This window comes from Clostridium mobile (assembly GCF_018918285.1).
GTDB classification, from domain to species: domain Bacteria; phylum Bacillota; class Clostridia; order Clostridiales; family Clostridiaceae; genus Clostridium_AW; species Clostridium_AW mobile.
On record NZ_JAHLQF010000001.1, the window covers coordinates 693,172 to 710,374 of the forward strand.

Consider the following 17,203-nt stretch of genomic DNA (forward strand, 5'->3'; position numbering starts at 1 on the left):
TTTTCCCGAGTAATAGTAAACACTTATTCATAGTGCAAAACTTAAAAATGCTATGTAGTGCGCTCTATACATTTGAGCAAAATCTAGAAACTTCTAAAGATAGTTAGATTAATAGATAAATAGATACGGTGGAAATCCTTTAATAGGGTTTCTCTATTATCTAAAAATCTAAAAAAACTAAACATCTAAGTATCTGATAAAAATTCTTTTCATATTTATAAATTTCTACAAATATAATTAATTTTCCAAATCATAGAACTAAGCACGTATTGAAGCCGCTCCAATAAAAGGTCGCTTTTTAAATACATACTTATCTCTTTTATAGTTTACAAAGATACTTTCTAAATTAAATTATATAAGATTAGTTTACAATTATAAATTCTCACAAACATATTTATATATCAGAAAGAGGACCTAAGTACATAATGATGTCACTTCTGAAAAAGGCGTTCCTCCCACTATATACTTAGTTCCTTTATGTTTTACAAATGTATTCAATAGGCTAATAGATAATAAATTTGATGGAAATCCATTTAAAGAAATTACTTTACTATCCAACAGGTTAATAATTCTCACAATCGTTTGAAAGGATGTATGGAGCAAATTATTATTTTGAGTCAGATAATTTTTCGCCAGTAAGTATTTCAAATAGCTTTGCTGACTTATTCTTGTCTAATTGAACATATTTACTTTCACTGTCTATTACGAGTTCCACTTTGTCATTGTTTGGACTAATCCATAGGTCATATATTTATAAAGCAACAAACTTTAAGAAAGCAGCGAAAAATTATATCATGATGAATATCTTATGAATTTATCAACATTTCATTTTTACTTAGCACTTTATATATGGAACCTATGATTCCTGCCCTGTTTCCTAAATTTCCGAACTTAACTTTAGGTAGAAAAGGAACTAAATTTTTTAAGGTTTCTTCTATGGTTTTTATTCCTTCTTTTCCGATATTTAAAGCTTCTCCACCTAATATAACAACCTCTGGGTTTATTACAGATATTAGATTTGCAATAGCATAACTCCAATGAAGGTAGATTTCATTAAGTAGGTTTTTATATGATTCATCCTCACTACTTTTTTCTACAATGTATTTTATTATGCTATATTCTCCTTTAAGTAAATCTCCTTTATCTTTAATAAAATCCCTTAATGCTGTGGAAGAGTAATTGCATTCAAAGACACCTTGCTCATGATTATCCCTTTTTTTGAAATTTCCAACTACCATGTACCCTATTTCTCCAGCAGCTTGATCTGCTCCTCTATAGAGTTCTCCATTTATCATAAGCCCTGCCCCTATACCGTTTCCAAAGTATATATAAGCCATATTAGTATCTTTTCTTTTATTATCACAGCTATTATAATACTCTCCAAGGCACATTAAATTAACGTCATTATCTATAAATATGGGTACATCGATCCAGCTTTCAATTTTGTTTTTAAGAAGTATTCCTTTATATTTTATTTCTGGAGCAAACATTATCTCTTCATGCCCATCTTTGATTATACCTGGAATTCCTATGGATATTCCCATTAGGTTATCCTTGTCTAAATTATTGTCTTCTAAGAGTTTAGAAACAGCAGCTCTAAAATCCTTGGCTACTGCCTCCTCCTCTCTAGAATCCTCTACAGGAATAAACTCTGTGGACATAATCTCACCTAAAAGATTTCCTAAAGCTAAATCAATTCCTATATTTGTAAACATAGCTCCAATGATTACATATTTCCTAGAATTAAACTTAAGTCTCATAGGTCTTCTCCCAACTTGAGTCTTTTCTCTTCCTTCTTCGAAAACCCATCCTTCATTAATAAGTTCATTTATAAGTGAACTTATACTAGGCTTAGACAATTTAGTAATCTTCGATATATCTGCTCTAGAAAGCCCCTCATTACTTTTTAATATATCCAATATAATATTTTTATTAATTTTTTTCATTAATTTCATGTTACCTAATTCTTTTTTTGTCATAAAATCACCACTTGCTCTTTTACTTTCTGCATATTTAATGGAGTTAGTAAATTCGAATGTTTTAATCCTAAAATTATTGCTCCAAAAATCGGCTTAACATCTATATGAACTATATTACATTCATTATAGTTTTCCATAACTTTTTTAACAAGGATATCTTTTAATAATGCGCTATTCTCTAATACCCCTCCAAGCAATGCTAGAGTGAAATCTTCTTTTAAATGTAATTTATTCACTACTACATTTAAATGACTTAACAACTCCTCTGCAGCCATATCTAGTATTTTAAGAGCTACTTTATCCCCATAAGAAGCAGATTTGAAAACATCTTTGGTTAATGCTGCTACTTTTTTTATAGAATAGTTCTCGCTATATACCCACCCCATTAATTCCTCTACATTTTCTAACTTTAAGCTATTCAGTACACTTTCCTTTAATAGGGTATTTTCTTTTCTCCCATCTTCACTGTGAAAAATAAATTTTATTGCCTGACTTCCTATCCAAAAGCCGCTTCCCTCATCTCCTAGTATATATCCCCATCCACCAGCTCTATAGTATTGATTTTTATTATTTTTACCATAACATATAGAACCAGTACCAGATATTATTAAAACCCCTTCTCTTTCTTCTAGAGCACCATTTAAAGTTATATAAGCATCATTTTCTAGTGCATATTTATCTACAGTTATATTTAATTCATCAAATATAGTTTTAAATATTCTCTCCATTACTTTTTTATCTTTTCCTGTATCGTTACCAGCAATTCCTGCTATGACACACTCTATTTTACTTATGTCATAAGAATGTTTCTTTTGATACGTCTCTATAGCATTGAAAATAGAATTTTTTATGCTTTCTTTTGATTTTTCTTCGCCGATACTTTGATAATTGCAGGAACCACTTTCCCCTACTCCAACTATATTACTTTCATAATCTAATAAAACTGATAAGCACTTCGTGCCTCCACCATCTATAGAAAGAACGGGTAAACTCACTTTATCTTTCATACTCCCTCACCATTTCTTTTGATAAATTCTCTATACTATTGATGCTATTTGATATATAGGCAAACTTTTCATCATGCCAGTTTATATTGCTTACATTTGCCTTTCTTCCCTTGGAAATCATATCTTTCATGGATTTTGGAGCTGGTCCACCTTCTACGCTTCTTATGTTTACAAAATTATATGGATCTAATGCTTTCTTGATTATTTCTTCATGAAATTTTATTTTTCTCCCACACTTTTCTTCATATAGGGTTTCTAACATTTTTCTATCTATATCCTTTGGTAAAAGTCCTTCTTTCATACATTTATCCACTGATGCACTTACAATACTATGAGCTAATCTAAAAGGTATTTTGTATTCTCTTAACAAAGTATCTGCAAGCTCTGTTACCATAGCAAAACTTTTCTCTGCTCTATCTTTTAATACTTCTTTGTTGATTTCTAAAGTTGCCATTATGCTATATAATAAATTATATATATCCTTCATGGTGTCCATAGCCTTCCAAATATAAGGTTGAGCATCATCCTCTGTATCTACAATATCTCCATAAGGAGTATTATGAAGCATAGTTAATATAGTAGAGCAATTTCCTATAACCGATGAAAGTAACGCTCTAATGTGCTCAATAGATACAGGATTTCTTTTTTGTGGCATTATGGAGCTTATTTGAACATATCCTTTTGACACTTTTAAAATATTAAATTCTTGAGTAGCCCACAATAGTAAATCAGATACAAACCTTCCTAAATTAATTGCAGCTAATTGTATTGAAGTAGCCACCTCTCCTAAGTAATCTCCTCCTCCTATACAGTCATAGGAATTTTCAATTACATCATTGAACCCTAAAAGCTCCCTCATTCTGTCTCTATTTACATTAAACCCACTGGTGGTGATGGCCGCAGCACCTAAAGTACTTCTATTACATGTATTAAAGGCACTTTTTAACCTTATTATATCTCTATTGAGAACCCATTGAAATCCAATGGTATAATGGCCTAAATAAGTTGGCTGAGCCTGTTGAGTATGGGTATGAGCTATCATTATGGTTTCTTTATGCTCTTCTGAAAACTCTATAATCACCTTTTGAAGCTCACAGGCAGATTTATAAAGAGATAATAATCTGTCTCTGATAGCAAGCCTATATAAAGCAACTCCCATGTCATTTCTACTTCTGGCTATGTGAATATTTCCACCTATATCTCCAGTATTTTTTATGATCTGGTCTTCCACCTCAAAGTATAGGTCTTCAAATTCACCAGTATATTCATTGTTTCTGAATTTATCCTTATCCACTTCCAATATACCTTTCATAATCTTTCCTGCATCTTTATCTTCAACTATTTCCTGCTCTTTTAACATTATTAAATGAGCTTTGTTTACTAACATCATGTAATCTAATAAATTTTTCTTAGCTTCATTATAGGCAGGCTCTAACTCTATTCTCGAATAGGATTTTACAGGGAATTTAGTTCCCTCAAACTCTTCTACTTGTTCTTTGATTTGACTTAAATTTAAATAATTTTTTTCCATAAATTAAATCTCCTCCCTGTATTTAATCCATTGATCTATGAGGGCTTTTAAATTCTTTTCCCCTTCTTCAATTATTAACTTTCCACTTTCACTAGATATTCTAGAAATTAACCCCGTGTATCCGTTCCACCCTTTTGGTGTTGATTCTATGCACACATGTGGAATCTTTGAGTTTATCTTTATGGTGTGTAAATCCACATCCTCTTTAATAACTTCCACACTACTTTCATCTATAGCTTTTACCGCTGACATTTCATAGGGGCCACCATGTCCTTTTCCTATGTCACCATCAAAGAGATTCTTTTCTTTTATAAACTCATCGGATACAAGCTGCCACCAGTTTACAATCAATAAGCTTACATCTTCATACTTGCCTGTTATATATTCTCCGCTACTTCTAACTGTAGACATATTTCCATCATGAGCATTTAAAACCAATATATCTTTTATTCCATTTTTCACTAAGGATTCAAATATATCATTTAAGTAGCTTATCATAGTTTCCGGCTTTATACTTATGGTTCCAGAATAGTTATAAGTTTTACCAGGGCACGCTGTATACGCAATAAGAGGCATTAAAATGCAACCATACTCTTTTTCTATATATTTTGAAAAATGTTCTGCCAGTAATGAGTCCGTTCCTTGAGGTGAGTGCTCACCATGATATTCTAAACTACCTATTGGCACCACAGTAAAAATACTTTTTGATATTTCCTCTTTTATTTCTCTTCCTTTAATTTTTACATAGTCCAATTAAATCACCTTCCTTTAGATAGCTGATGCACTTTCCCCTTTAAGTCTTTCAGAAGCAAATAATACTATTACTAAAAGTATTATTTGTAGAACCCCATAAGCACAAGCTGTACCAAATTCAAAGGAATACATTCTTTGGAATATTTCAACAGAAATTGGAGTAGTGTTTACAGTGTATAATAAAATTGAAGCTACGAACTCCCCAATTCCTTGCACAAATCCTAATAGCATTCCCGCAGCCATACCTGAGAAGACCATAGGTATTACAACCTTTCTAAAACTATAAAACCACCCTGCTCCCAAATTTCTAGCTGCTTCTTCTGCAGAGCCGTCCATTTGAGCAAAACTTGCTGATGTAGATCTATATACTAAAGGCAAATGCCTTACAAAGTATGCAAGAGGTAAAATCCAATAGGTTCCAACTAAAATCTTTCCAAAACTAAAGAATGATGGTTTATTGAAAGCCGCTATTAAATTTATAGCTACAACAGTACCAGGTAATGACCAAGGTATCATTATGATAGAATCTACAAAGTAATTTCCTCTAAATTTAAATCTACTGAGTAGATATGCTGCACCAAGTCCAAATACAGCATTTCCTAGGGTAGCAATTGAACTCATAACCACACTATTTTTTATAGGTATCCATGTCTTTGCATTAGTAAATAAATCTTTATAATGATCTAATGTATATTTAGGTGGCAGTATTTGAGTTGTCCATGTGCCGTCCTGAGAGAAGGATATCAATATAATCACTATAATAGGCAGCATTAAGAATATAACTAAGATAAATGAAGCTATTGCTGCTACATATTTTCCCCATTTATTTTTAACCTCAGTTCTATGAACTCCCACGCCCTTATTTACATTTTTGTAGTTTCTTTTGTTTTCATACCATCTGATAAGTATTAAGAACATAATAGATACCAAGGATAGTATGGTGGATTGAGTGGCAGCCATATCTAAGTTTCCATTTGTTCTAGATAAATATATCTGCATTGTCAATGTATTATCTATACCGTAAATTAGAGGAGCAGTATAAGAGGCCATGGACATCATAAACACCAAAAGAGATGAGGCCACTATAGACGGTGTTAGCATAGGTATAATCACTCTAGTAAACACAGTCCATTTACTTGCACCTAAATTATATGCAGCCTCCTCCATAGAAGTATCAAAATTTCTTATAGCCGATGAAACAGGTAAGAAAAAATAGGTGTACATTGTAAAGGTGTGTACCATTATTACCCCAGCTATTCCATTTAGATAAAAAGGAACTTTATTAAGGGAAAATAAATGTTGTAAAAACCTAGGTATTATACCGCTTTCCCCATATAAAAAATCAAAAGATATAGTCCCTATTAGTGACGGTAATGCCATAGGTAGTATTGCTATAACTGTTAAAACTCTTCTACCTGGAAAGTCGAATCTTTCCATTAAAAGAGCTAGTCCTATACCAACTATTCCGCAGGTTATTACACTAATTAAGGATATATATACGCTATTTTTCAAAGATTGAATATAGGTAACATTTTCTACATTAAAGAAATCCTTATAGTTTGCAAAATTAATATTTCCATCTATCATTACACTATTTAAAAAGGTTTTAAATAATGGATACACTACATACCCAAATAAAACGAGCAGTACTGGGATTAATGGTATATAAACAAAATAGGGCGAAGATTTTATGCTCCTTTTTTCACCTTGTATCTTTTTCATCATCTTTCACCCCTCCTTTAATGTACCTTTTCTACAAAGAATATATTATCCTTTGGAACATGTATTTTAATCTCTTCTCCCCTGTTGATTATTGAATGGCCAGTAGATATAAATATTATCTTCCATAAATCCCCCTCAAACTGAGCCATGTATTGTATATTCATCCCTGTATATTCTGTAAGCTGAACTTTACCTGTAAGTACATTAAACCCATAATCTTTTTCTGTCCCATCTTTAATGCCTTCAGGTCTTACACAGAATTTTACCTTATCTCCAACCTTTAAGTTTAAATTTTCCCCTTTATTATCAATGTTTCCTATCAGTGAATTGTTTTCACTTATTTTTATTTTTACATCTTTACCCTCTAACTCTGCTAGAGTACCTTCAATGATGTTATTTTCACCTATAAAAGAAGCTACAAAGGAGTTGTTTGGCGTATTGTATATTTCTAGTGGGGTGCCAATTTGCTGTATTTCCCCCTTTTTCATTATCATTATTCTATCTGATACTGCCATAGCTTCTCCTTGATCGTGAGTAACATATATTGTAGTTATCCCCATATCAAGCTGTAATTTTTTTATTTCCTTTCTAGTCTCTTCCCTTAACTTAGCATCTAAATTTGATAATGGCTCATCTAATAAAAGTATTTCAGGTTCTATAACTAAAGCCCTTGCAAGAGCAACCCTTTGTTGTTGTCCTCCTGATAGTTCATTAATTTTTCTTTTGCCGAGTCCCGGTAGATTTACCTTCTCTAAAGCGTTCTCCACTTTAAAATCTATTTCTTTTTTGGAGAACTTTCTTATTTTCAAACCAAAGGCTACATTTTCTGCCACGGTCATATGAGGAAATAATGCATAGTTTTGAAACACCATACCAATATTTCGCTTATTGGGATCTAAATAAGTTACATTTCTATCTCCAAAGTATATTTCACCTTGTGTAGGAAAGCTGAACCCTGCAATCATTCTTAAGGTAGTAGTTTTACCGCATCCACTAGGGCCTAAAAAAGTAAAAAATTCACCAGGCTGTATGTCTATATTTACATTGTTTACCGCTACGAAATCTTTGAAAATTTTTCTCACATCTTTAAGCAAAACATTTTCCAAAACATTAACCTCCCTACTATATAGATTATGCGGTGATTAACACCGCATAATTTTATTTTTTATTATATTGTCCTTTAATATTTGCATCCCAGTATTTCATCCATTCCTGCTCTTTTTCAGCAATTACTTGCCAATCGATTGTCATCGGTTTTAGATCAACGCTCTTTAACCAAGATGGCAACTTGTCCTTTTCAATTCCAGTTTGAACTGGTATTTGATACATTTTTTCTGCCAATTCAAGTTTTATATTTTCTTCAAATAAGAACTCATAAAACTTCTTAGCACCTTCTTCATTTTTAGCTCCTTTAACTATACCAACAGCATCTACAAGAATTGGAATTCCACTTTCAGGGATTATATATCCAAAAGGTTGATTGTGCTGTTCTTTTTGAATCATAATATCTTGTAAGTTCCATAATGATATAGTTCCTTCTTGTCTAGCAAGTTTTAGGTATAAGGCTGTTGGATCTTGAGCATATAGTTTAGTATTAGCATCTAATTTCTTTAACCATTCATATCCCTTAGTTGGGTCTTTAGAATCTTGTTTATAAATTAAAGAACTATATATTGTTCTCATTGTTCCTGAAGGTAAAACCCCTCTTATTATTATCTTATCTTTATATTTAGCATCTAATAGATCATCCCAATCCTTCGGTAGATCTCCTTCTTTAAGAGCTTCTGTGTTGTACATTATAACCTCTGGCAATAATATTTCCCCATACCATCTATCTTCTTTATCTTTATAAAGCTCTGGTATTTTATCTGAAAAGCTTGGCTTATATGGACTTAATAACCCTTCTTTAGAAGCTAATTCAAAAGAAGCTTGTGTACCTCCCCACCAAAAGTCAGCTTGTGCATTTTCTTTTTCTCCTCTAACTCTCTCTAATATCTGCTGTGCTCCCATTGTATTTACTTGAACTTCATATTCTGGATATTTTTCTTTAAATTTTGGTACTACGTATTCTACAACGTTCTTATCACGTGCAGTATAAATAACTAAATTTTGCTTTTCTTTTGGTTCTTTTGCTGCCTTGTCATTAGCTGTATCTGTACTTCCACATCCTGCAAAAACAAATACTGCAAGTAATGTTGTTGCAATTAGCTGTAACCCTTTTCTTTTTGAGAACTTTTTCATTTAATAATACACCCCCAAAATAATTTAATCGTTAATTTTCCCTCCTAATTTCCAGAATTTTTAGTTTGTTAATACGATTAACTAATTATATATTAAATATATCACCCGTGGAATTTAATGTCAATAATAGTTATGAAAATAACAATTACACTATTCTGACAATATATCACTTAAACTTTCAACGTCTATTATTTTAATAATATTCTTATCAAATTCTATTAATCCCTCATCTTGCATATTTATCATTTCTCTTGAAAGGGATGGTCTAGGAATTCCAAGATATTCAGCCATTTCTTTTCTTGATATCGGTAATTTTATTACTTTTGTTTTTTGATTTTGATAAATATATAATAAGTAACTACATATCTTTTGTCTTATGCTCTGATATGAAAGGGTTTTAACTCTTCTGTTTAGCATTAATATTTTATTTGATAAAACTGCAATAAAATTATTTAGTATTTTATTATTGTGAGAAAATAATTTTAACATTTCATTTTTAGAAATCATCATTACAGCAGCTTTTTCTATACAAACAATAGTAGCAGGATATTTATGGACATTAGAAAAAATAATAGCCTCACCAAAGGCATTTCCCATTTCAAGTCTGTCTATTGTAATAGCTTTACCTGAAGGAAATATCTTTTGTGGTTCTATTTTACCATTTATCACAATTCCTAATGAATTGCAATCATCTTCTTCAATGGCCACTGTTTCCCCTTTATCATATTCTTGTATTCTGTAATTTATAAAATTCAACATATCTTTTATTTCATTTTCTCCTAATTCCTTAAATACAATGGAGTTCTTAAGAGCCGTGATAATATTATCTTCACTAATTTTCATATAAAAACTTCCTTTTCTAAATCAATATTGTAAAGGTAACTTTTGTTACCGCTTTATATAATTAATTTTATTATAATAAACATATAAAATCAATGTATACTATTTTAGGAGGAATTGAAATGATAAGAAAGATTATTCATATAGAAGAAGAGAAATGTAACGGCTGTGGTCTATGTGTAAATGCTTGCCATGAAGGAGCAATAGAAATGGTAAATGGAAAAGCTACACTAATCAGTGATGAATACTGTGACGGATTAGGTGATTGTTTACCAGAATGCCCTACAGGAGCTATATCAATGATAGAAAGGGACGCAGAAGAATATAATGAAGAACTAGTTTTAAAAAAGATTGATGAGAGAAAGGCTATGGAACAAAAAACTACAGAAAAACCTTTGCCTTGTGGATGTCCTGGACATGCAGCTAAATTAATCGAAAGAAAACTAGTAGCTAAAGTTACTATGGCTAAAAAAGATGAGGTTTGCTTTAGCTCTGAATCTCAATTAAGACAGTGGCCTGTTCAGTTGAATTTAATAAATACAAGAGCACCTTATTTAAATAATGCCAATCTTTTAGTAGCTGCAGATTGTACTGCATATGCTTATGCTAATTTCCATAATGATTTCATAAAAGATCATATCACAGTTATAGGATGTCCTAAGCTTGATGATAATAAATATTATGAAGAAAAATTAGCTGAAATCTTAAAACTTAACAGTATTAAAAGTATTACTGTAGTTAGAATGGAAGTTCCTTGCTGTGGTGGAATAGTAAATGCTGTTAAAAACGCAATGTTAAAATCAGGAGAAATAGTTCCTTACAGAGAAGTGACTATTTCAACAGATGGAAGTATAATTTAATATAAAAGCCTCCCTTGAAAGTGATTTAAAATATAATATTTTATAAGTAAATAAAAGGAGCTATCTCAAAATACAATTATGAGATAGCCCCTTTTACTTTTCCGAGTTATATTTAATATATATTATTTAGGTAGGATCGTAAATCTCAATATAAATAGAGCGGCAAGTATATATACAACTGGATGAACTTCTTTACCCTTTCCTGTAGTTACTTTTACGATCGGGTAGAATATTATTCCTGCTGCTATACCATTTGCTATACTGTAAGTAAATGGCATTATAGCCATTGTGAAGAATGCTGGTAATGCTTCTGTAAAGTCATCAAAGTTGATTTTTGTAACAGCTCCTATCATCAGCACTCCAACTATAACTAGAGCTGGAGCCGTAGCTTCTGCTGGAACTATTCCAACTAGTCCTGTAAAGAACATAGCAAGTAAGAACATAAAGCCAGTTACCACTGATGTTAAACCAGTTCTACCACCTTCTGAAATTCCTGCTGTGGATTCAACAAAAGTTGTTACAGTACTTGTACCAAGAAACGCACCGCAAGTAGTAGCAACAGCATCAGCCATTAAAGCTTTATTCATGTTTTTCATCTTACCATTTTCATCTAACATATTAGCCTTTTGAGCTGTACCTACCAATGTTCCGATAGTATCAAACATATCAACTAAGCTAAAGGATATTACAACCATGAATACATTTAATAATGCACTGGCTACTCCCACGCCACCAACGTTCAATAATCCTTTTAAATCTAACTGAAATAAAGTTGGTGCTAGTGATGGTGGTGCACTAACTAATTGGCTCATAGGTGCTAATTTAGTCACACCTAATGGCACACCTATTATTGTAGTCAATAAAATACCTATTAGTATAGAACCTTTAACTCCTCTAGCCATTAATATTGCAGTAATTGCTATACCTATTAATGTTAGTATTGTACCTGGGTTAGTAAAATCTCCAAAAGCTACTAAAGTAGCTGGATCTGATACAACTATATTTCCGCTTTTCAATCCTATTAAAGCTATAAATAATCCTATACCTCCAGAAATAGCTAATTTTAAATTTTGTGGTATAGCATCTACTATTTTCTCTCTAATTGAAGTTAATGTCATTAATATAAATAATAGTCCTGAAATGAACACTGCCGCTAAAGCTTGTTGCCAAGTATATCCTAAAGTCAAACAAACTGAAAAAGTAAAGAATGCATTTAATCCCATTCCTGGCGCTTGTGCAAAAGGAACCTTTGCATATAATCCCATTATAAACGTACCAATTGCTGCTGAAATACAAGTTGCTGCAAATACTGAAGCTACCACTGGATCATTTAATGCATTTATTCCAGCATTGACAGCATCCGCTCCTAAAAGTCCTTGGGAATTCATACCAGCTTGCATTAAAATCCCTGGATTAACAAATATAATATAAGCCATAGTAATAAAAGTAGTAATACCTGCTATTATTTCTGTTTTTACATTTGTATTATTTTCTGATAGTTTAAAATATGAATCTAAAAAAGAAGTTTTCACTGGTGAGCTACTTTTGTCTTTTGCTTTCTGCTGCATTTTGTTACCTCCTAAAATAATAAATACGAACATTATCATTATAATTACATATAAATGTTACCATGATTTTTGGACAAAGTCAATATATTATATATGATTTTAAAATTATCATTCGTATATACCAGTAATAACATCAGCTCACAATTATCATTGTTCGTGTATTATAGCAAAATAGCATTTATTGCCCGAAATATCTTTAGTAAATTTACTCCTTGTGGATTTCTAAAGATATAACTCACATTAAATGCTATTATAAAAGACTAAATCAATTAAAATCTTGCTACTTTTTTCAATTCTACATACTCTTCATTATCTTCATTTTTTTCATTATTATACAGTTTATTAAAATATTCCCTCGTTTCACTAGCCACTATTCCACTTAATCCTATAAGAGCTATGAGATTAGGGATTGCCATTAAACCATTTACTATATCAGCGATAATCCATATAAGATCTAATTTTAATATAGATAATCCTCCTATAGCCACAATACCAATAAATATATATCTATAAGGTTTTATACCTTTTACCCCAAAGAGATATTCTGTGCATCTTTCACCATAGTAATTCCAACCTAATATTGTTGTAAAAGCAAAGAACATTAATCCTATTGTAATAATAAATTTTCCTAAGTAAGGTATGGATATTCCATTTGTAAAAGCCCAGTTAGTCATTGCCGCTCCTTCTAAATCTGACTTCCATGCACCAGTCAATACTAATGTTAAACCTGTCATAGTACAGATTACTATAGTATCAACAAAGGTGCCTGTCATAGATATAAGACCTTGTCTTACACAGGACTTAGTTTTAGCCGCTGCCGCTGCAATAGGTGCACTTCCTAATCCAGACTCGTTTGAAAACACCCCTCTTGCTATACCATTTTGTATAGCATTTTTCACTGTGGTACCTAAGAATCCTCCAATAGCAGCTGTAGGAGTAAAAGCACTAACAATTATTAATTTTATAGCCTCTGGCAAAACTTTAACGTTTAATCCTAATATAGTTAATGATGCTACTATATATAAAACTGCCATGAAAGGAACTATTTTTTCTGCAACCTTAGCGATATTTTTTATACCACCTAGTGTTACCATAGCAACTAATATTGTAATTATAATTCCTGTTAAAATCACTGGAACCCCATAGGAATCCTTTAGTGAATCAGAAATAGCATTTATTTGAGCAAAAGTACCTATACCAAAGAAAGCTACCCCAATTCCAAATATAGCAAACATTTTTGCCAAAAATTTATTTCCTAGTCCTCTTTCTATATAATACATAGGACCACCGGCCATTTGTCCATTCTTATCAGTTACTCTATATTTAACTGCTAATAAACCTTCAGCATATTTAGTAGCCATACCAAAAAATGCTGCTATCCACATCCAAAATATAGCACCTGGTCCACCAGCCTTTACTGCTGTTGCAACTCCCACTATATTTCCTGTACCTATTGTGGCAGCTAGTGCCGTACACAAAGCTTGGAAACTTGTAACATCACCTTCGCCTTTACTATCATCATCTTCTTTAGAAAACATGTACTTAAATGCTAAAGGAAGTTTTGTGATTTGAATACATTTCAAACGAAGCGTAAGATATACACCTGTACCTACTAATAAGATTAGTAAAGGTGCTCCCCATACTATTGAATCGATTTTTTTAAAGATTTGAATTAAATTTTCCATTTTCCATCCTCCCAATATTTTGATTATTGAGGACAGCGGATGAACAGAAGCATCGCAAATAAATAGAGGTACCTTCAAAAAATGAAAGACCTCTGGATAACTATCTATTCTCTGTCCTTTTACCTGAGAGTTTCATTGGATTTCTCCAACTTGCTCCTTCGGTGCTCTTAAAAGAGTCTCTCCAGAGTTTCGTCCGATAACAGTCCTCACCCTAATTGGGATACCTGAAAGATTTGCATCTTCGGTGGGCTTTCGCCACTCTCCTGCTACCATCATCCGAACCATATTAATTTTTAAATTGAAATTTTATATCATTATACAACTTTATGAAAAATTATTCAATAGGTTATTACATTATTTTTTTAAGTTTTTTCATTAAAGGTAGTGCTATGAATATTCCTAGAACAGCTTGCACAATATAACCAGGTATCTCTATTAATCCAATTATAAAGCTTTCTTTAATAGTTGCTGTTGGCACAAAAAAATATTTTGTCAGCATAACATTTGCTAAATAATATCCCACTACCATCCAAACTCCTGCCATTATAAATGCAATTAAATTATTCTTAAAGTTTTCCCCGTTATAGTCCCCTCTATAAGCTATGGATGCTGCTATATATGCCATAACCGCTTTAATTATTAGCGTAGCTGGTGCCCAAATTGCATATCCTGATAATACATCTGCTAAAACCATTCCAGTGGCTCCTATGAAAGCTCCTCGTTTCTTGCCAAATAATATAGCCGCTAAAAATATCATACTATCTCCCGCATGAGTGTACCCAACTTTACTTGGTATTTTAACGAACATTGTAATCAAACAGGTTAAAGCTATCATTAAGGCAATTTGAACCATCTCATAGGTCTTTGTTTTTGTTGTTACTCCATTTTGCATACCAATTCCCCCTCTATTTCCCCAAGTTTATTTTACAGCTTTGTTTATGTAACTCTATCTATTATTATATGAATTAAAAACATTTTATCAAATGTATCCATACAATATACAAGGTTAATATTGGAGAATTGATATTTAATTTGTTAATATAAATATTTTTGTTTTATATTAATCAGATATTATATAGATTTTTATTAAGAATTTTTTATTAAATAGGATTCAAGCTTATCTAGTGAAGGTGTTTTTATATTAGATTTTCTTTTAATTTCTAGAAATTCCAAGAACAATAAATTCATTTCATTAATAGCAGCCATGGCATGATCCCCTGCCGCAAGACTTCCTATTTTCGTTCCTGTCACTATTTTAAATGGTAAATACCATACCCAATTTGGCCATTTCAGTATCTTTAAAATAGATTTAGGTTCTGGTGGATAACCAAGATTGATTAATACCTCAATTCCTTCTTGCATGGCCTGTAAAGTTAAATATAAAATATCTTTGGATTTAGATATTTTTTTCATATCTCCTTTTGCCCAATGTACAGCATAAGCAATGGGCATAATTACAGCCAAATGGTATTTTAACCATGAATCAATATTGTCACAGTACCACAACTTTATCTTTGTGCCGTCAAAAATTTTGTCTATAATCTTTTTATATTCTGTGTCTTTTATAATATTTCCAATAGCAAAATCTACCTTACCTTTGTGTACACTTATAACCCTATTATTTTCACGCCTACCTCCACTTCCTTGGAATCCAAAAAGTAATGTTTTTTCCCCATGAGACATGTTAATAAATTTAGAATAGGTCTTTTCCGCTTCACCGTTATTTCCAACCAATACATATAGCTTACACTTTTCATTCTTAGCTAAAATAGGCAGTACATCATCTATCTGTATTCTTTGCATTACCACAAAAACAGCATCATACTCATCCATTTTATCAAAGCTATTTACCACATTAACATTGGTTACTGTAATTTGCTTTTGAATATGATGTTCTATTATCAATCCTTCATTCTTAAGGGCATCGTAGCGTTTCCTTCTAGCTAAAATATAAACATCATGTCCAACTTTGCTAAATTCATATGCCAAATAACTGCCAAGAACACCTGCCCCATAAACTAAAATCTTCATAAATTTCCCCTCCTTTGATATTCATATATACTACATATAACAAATATAGATATTTTCATTTTAAATAAACGATATTGAAACTCATTATCAATAATATCATATAATACTTCTTTTTTCCATATTAACCAAAAGCTCTTTTCCATAATATGCTATATAATATATATGCATACCTAATATTTAAAGGAGAGAATTTCATGAGTAATCTATTTGATTTAACAGGTAAAGTTGCAATTGTCACTGGTGCTTCAAGTGGCATAGGTGTTCAAATTGCTAAAGCATTTGCCAGGCAAGGAGCCAATGTAGCTATACTTGCGAGGAGATATGATAAGTTAACAAAAGTAGCTAAGGAAATAGAAGCCCTTGGCAGAGAAGCCCTTCCTGTAAAATGTGACGTTACAATAGAAAAGCAAGTAATTACTGCTGTAAATACTATTTTAAATACCTTTGGAAAAATAGATATATTAATGAATAATGCCGGAGTGGATTCCGTAGGTTCTATTGATTTAATTGAGGAAGCTGAGTGGAATAGAGTTATAGATACAAATTTGAAAGGTGTATTTTTGATGTCAAAACACGTTGTAAAACATATGAAGAAAAGAAATTATGGAAAAATTATAAATACCACTTCCGTTTGTGGTGTTATTGGTGGCAAATATGAACCTCTTCATGCTTATAATGCTTCAAAAGGTGCTGTAATAAGCTTAACTAAGGGTATGGCAGCTTCATTAGCTCGATACGGAATAACTGTAAATGGAATTGGACCTAGTCTTTTTGAAACAGAAATGACTTCCCCAGAGCTTTTTGAAGAAAGTAGTTTAAAAATCTACAATGAAATTTGTCCTGCTGGAAGACCTGGTAATGCTGGTGAATTAGACGGTGCTGTTATTTATTTTGCCTCTGACGCCTCCAGCTATACTACTGGCCAAACATTATTTATCGATGGTGGCTTTACATCTATTTAAATGAAAAAGTATCATTTTAAGTGA

Annotated in this window: 14 protein-coding genes and 1 riboswitch; of the genes, 2 read left to right on the top strand and 12 right to left on the bottom strand. The window is 31.8% G+C overall.

All coding sequences use genetic code 11. The features are described 5' to 3' along the window. Nucleotides 1-806: 806 nt before the first annotated feature. The 8 genes from KQI86_RS03450 to KQI86_RS03485 form a co-directional block, all read right to left on the bottom strand. Nucleotides 807-1,979, bottom strand: coding sequence for an ROK family transcriptional regulator (locus KQI86_RS03450; protein WP_216437752.1), 1,173 nt, complete (start codon nucleotides 1,977-1,979; stop codon nucleotides 807-809). Beyond that, the gene (locus KQI86_RS03455; protein ID WP_216437753.1) at nucleotides 1,976-2,986 is read right to left on the bottom strand and encodes an N-acetylglucosamine kinase; all 1,011 of its coding nucleotides are present in this window, start codon (nucleotides 2,984-2,986) and stop codon (nucleotides 1,976-1,978) included. Before KQI86_RS03455 ends, KQI86_RS03450 begins: the two co-directional genes overlap by 4 nt. Then, nucleotides 2,976-4,517 carry an argininosuccinate lyase gene (gene argH, locus KQI86_RS03460; RefSeq protein WP_216437754.1) on the bottom strand — a complete coding sequence of 514 codons (1,542 nt, stop codon included), beginning with the start codon at nucleotides 4,515-4,517 and terminating at the stop codon, nucleotides 2,976-2,978. The genes KQI86_RS03455 and argH overlap by 11 nt, the downstream gene beginning before the upstream one ends. A gap of 3 nt (nucleotides 4,518-4,520) precedes the next feature. Beyond that, nucleotides 4,521-5,270 carry a creatininase family protein gene (locus KQI86_RS03465; RefSeq protein ID WP_216437755.1) on the bottom strand — a complete coding sequence of 250 codons (750 nt, stop codon included), beginning with the start codon at nucleotides 5,268-5,270 and terminating at the stop codon, nucleotides 4,521-4,523. A gap of 15 nt (nucleotides 5,271-5,285) precedes the next feature. Continuing rightward, nucleotides 5,286-6,995 carry an ABC transporter permease gene (locus tag KQI86_RS03470; protein ID WP_216437756.1) on the bottom strand — a complete coding sequence of 570 codons (1,710 nt, stop codon included), beginning with the start codon at nucleotides 6,993-6,995 and terminating at the stop codon, nucleotides 5,286-5,288. Nucleotides 6,996-7,009: 14 nt separating this feature from the next. Continuing rightward, nucleotides 7,010-8,098 (bottom strand): ABC transporter ATP-binding protein, encoded by a 1,089-nt coding sequence (locus KQI86_RS03475; protein WP_216437757.1) that lies wholly within the window; start codon nucleotides 8,096-8,098, stop codon nucleotides 7,010-7,012. A gap of 52 nt (nucleotides 8,099-8,150) precedes the next feature. Then, a complete protein-coding gene (locus tag KQI86_RS03480) occupies nucleotides 8,151-9,233 on the bottom strand; it encodes an extracellular solute-binding protein (protein WP_216437758.1) in 1,083 nt (360 codons plus the stop codon). A 150-nt stretch (nucleotides 9,234-9,383) separates the two neighbouring features. Next, nucleotides 9,384-10,076: a Crp/Fnr family transcriptional regulator gene (locus tag KQI86_RS03485; protein WP_216437759.1), complete on the bottom strand. Its 693-nt coding sequence runs from the start codon at nucleotides 10,074-10,076 to the stop codon at nucleotides 9,384-9,386. Between the two features lie 119 nt (nucleotides 10,077-10,195). On the opposite strand from KQI86_RS03485, the gene KQI86_RS03490 reads away from it, so the two are divergent. Next, nucleotides 10,196-10,933, top strand: a complete 738-nt coding sequence (locus KQI86_RS03490) for an ATP-binding protein (RefSeq protein WP_216437760.1) — start codon at nucleotides 10,196-10,198, stop codon at nucleotides 10,931-10,933. A 122-nt stretch (nucleotides 10,934-11,055) separates the two neighbouring features. Here the strand turns inward: KQI86_RS03490 and KQI86_RS03495 are convergent, their stop codons facing one another. The 4 genes from KQI86_RS03495 to KQI86_RS03510 form a co-directional block, all read right to left on the bottom strand. Next, complete coding sequence (locus tag KQI86_RS03495) at nucleotides 11,056-12,501, bottom strand: NCS2 family permease (RefSeq protein ID WP_216437761.1); 1,446 nt, start codon at nucleotides 12,499-12,501, stop codon at nucleotides 11,056-11,058. A 269-nt stretch (nucleotides 12,502-12,770) separates the two neighbouring features. Beyond that, nucleotides 12,771-14,186 (bottom strand): alanine/glycine:cation symporter family protein, encoded by a 1,416-nt coding sequence (locus tag KQI86_RS03500; RefSeq protein WP_216437762.1) that lies wholly within the window; start codon nucleotides 14,184-14,186, stop codon nucleotides 12,771-12,773. A 101-nt stretch (nucleotides 14,187-14,287) separates the two neighbouring features. Beyond that, nucleotides 14,288-14,381: riboswitch (glycine riboswitch) on the bottom strand. A gap of 154 nt (nucleotides 14,382-14,535) precedes the next feature. Beyond that, nucleotides 14,536-15,078 carry an ECF transporter S component gene (locus KQI86_RS03505; protein WP_216437763.1) on the bottom strand — a complete coding sequence of 181 codons (543 nt, stop codon included), beginning with the start codon at nucleotides 15,076-15,078 and terminating at the stop codon, nucleotides 14,536-14,538. Between the two features lie 194 nt (nucleotides 15,079-15,272). Beyond that, nucleotides 15,273-16,217, bottom strand: coding sequence for a ketopantoate reductase family protein (locus KQI86_RS03510; protein ID WP_216437764.1), 945 nt, complete (start codon nucleotides 16,215-16,217; stop codon nucleotides 15,273-15,275). A gap of 194 nt (nucleotides 16,218-16,411) precedes the next feature. Here KQI86_RS03510 and KQI86_RS03515 point away from each other — a divergent pair, with 194 nt between their 5' ends. Beyond that, a complete protein-coding gene (locus tag KQI86_RS03515) occupies nucleotides 16,412-17,179 on the top strand; it encodes an SDR family NAD(P)-dependent oxidoreductase (protein ID WP_216437765.1) in 768 nt (255 codons plus the stop codon). Nucleotides 17,180-17,203: the final 24 nt, after the last annotated feature.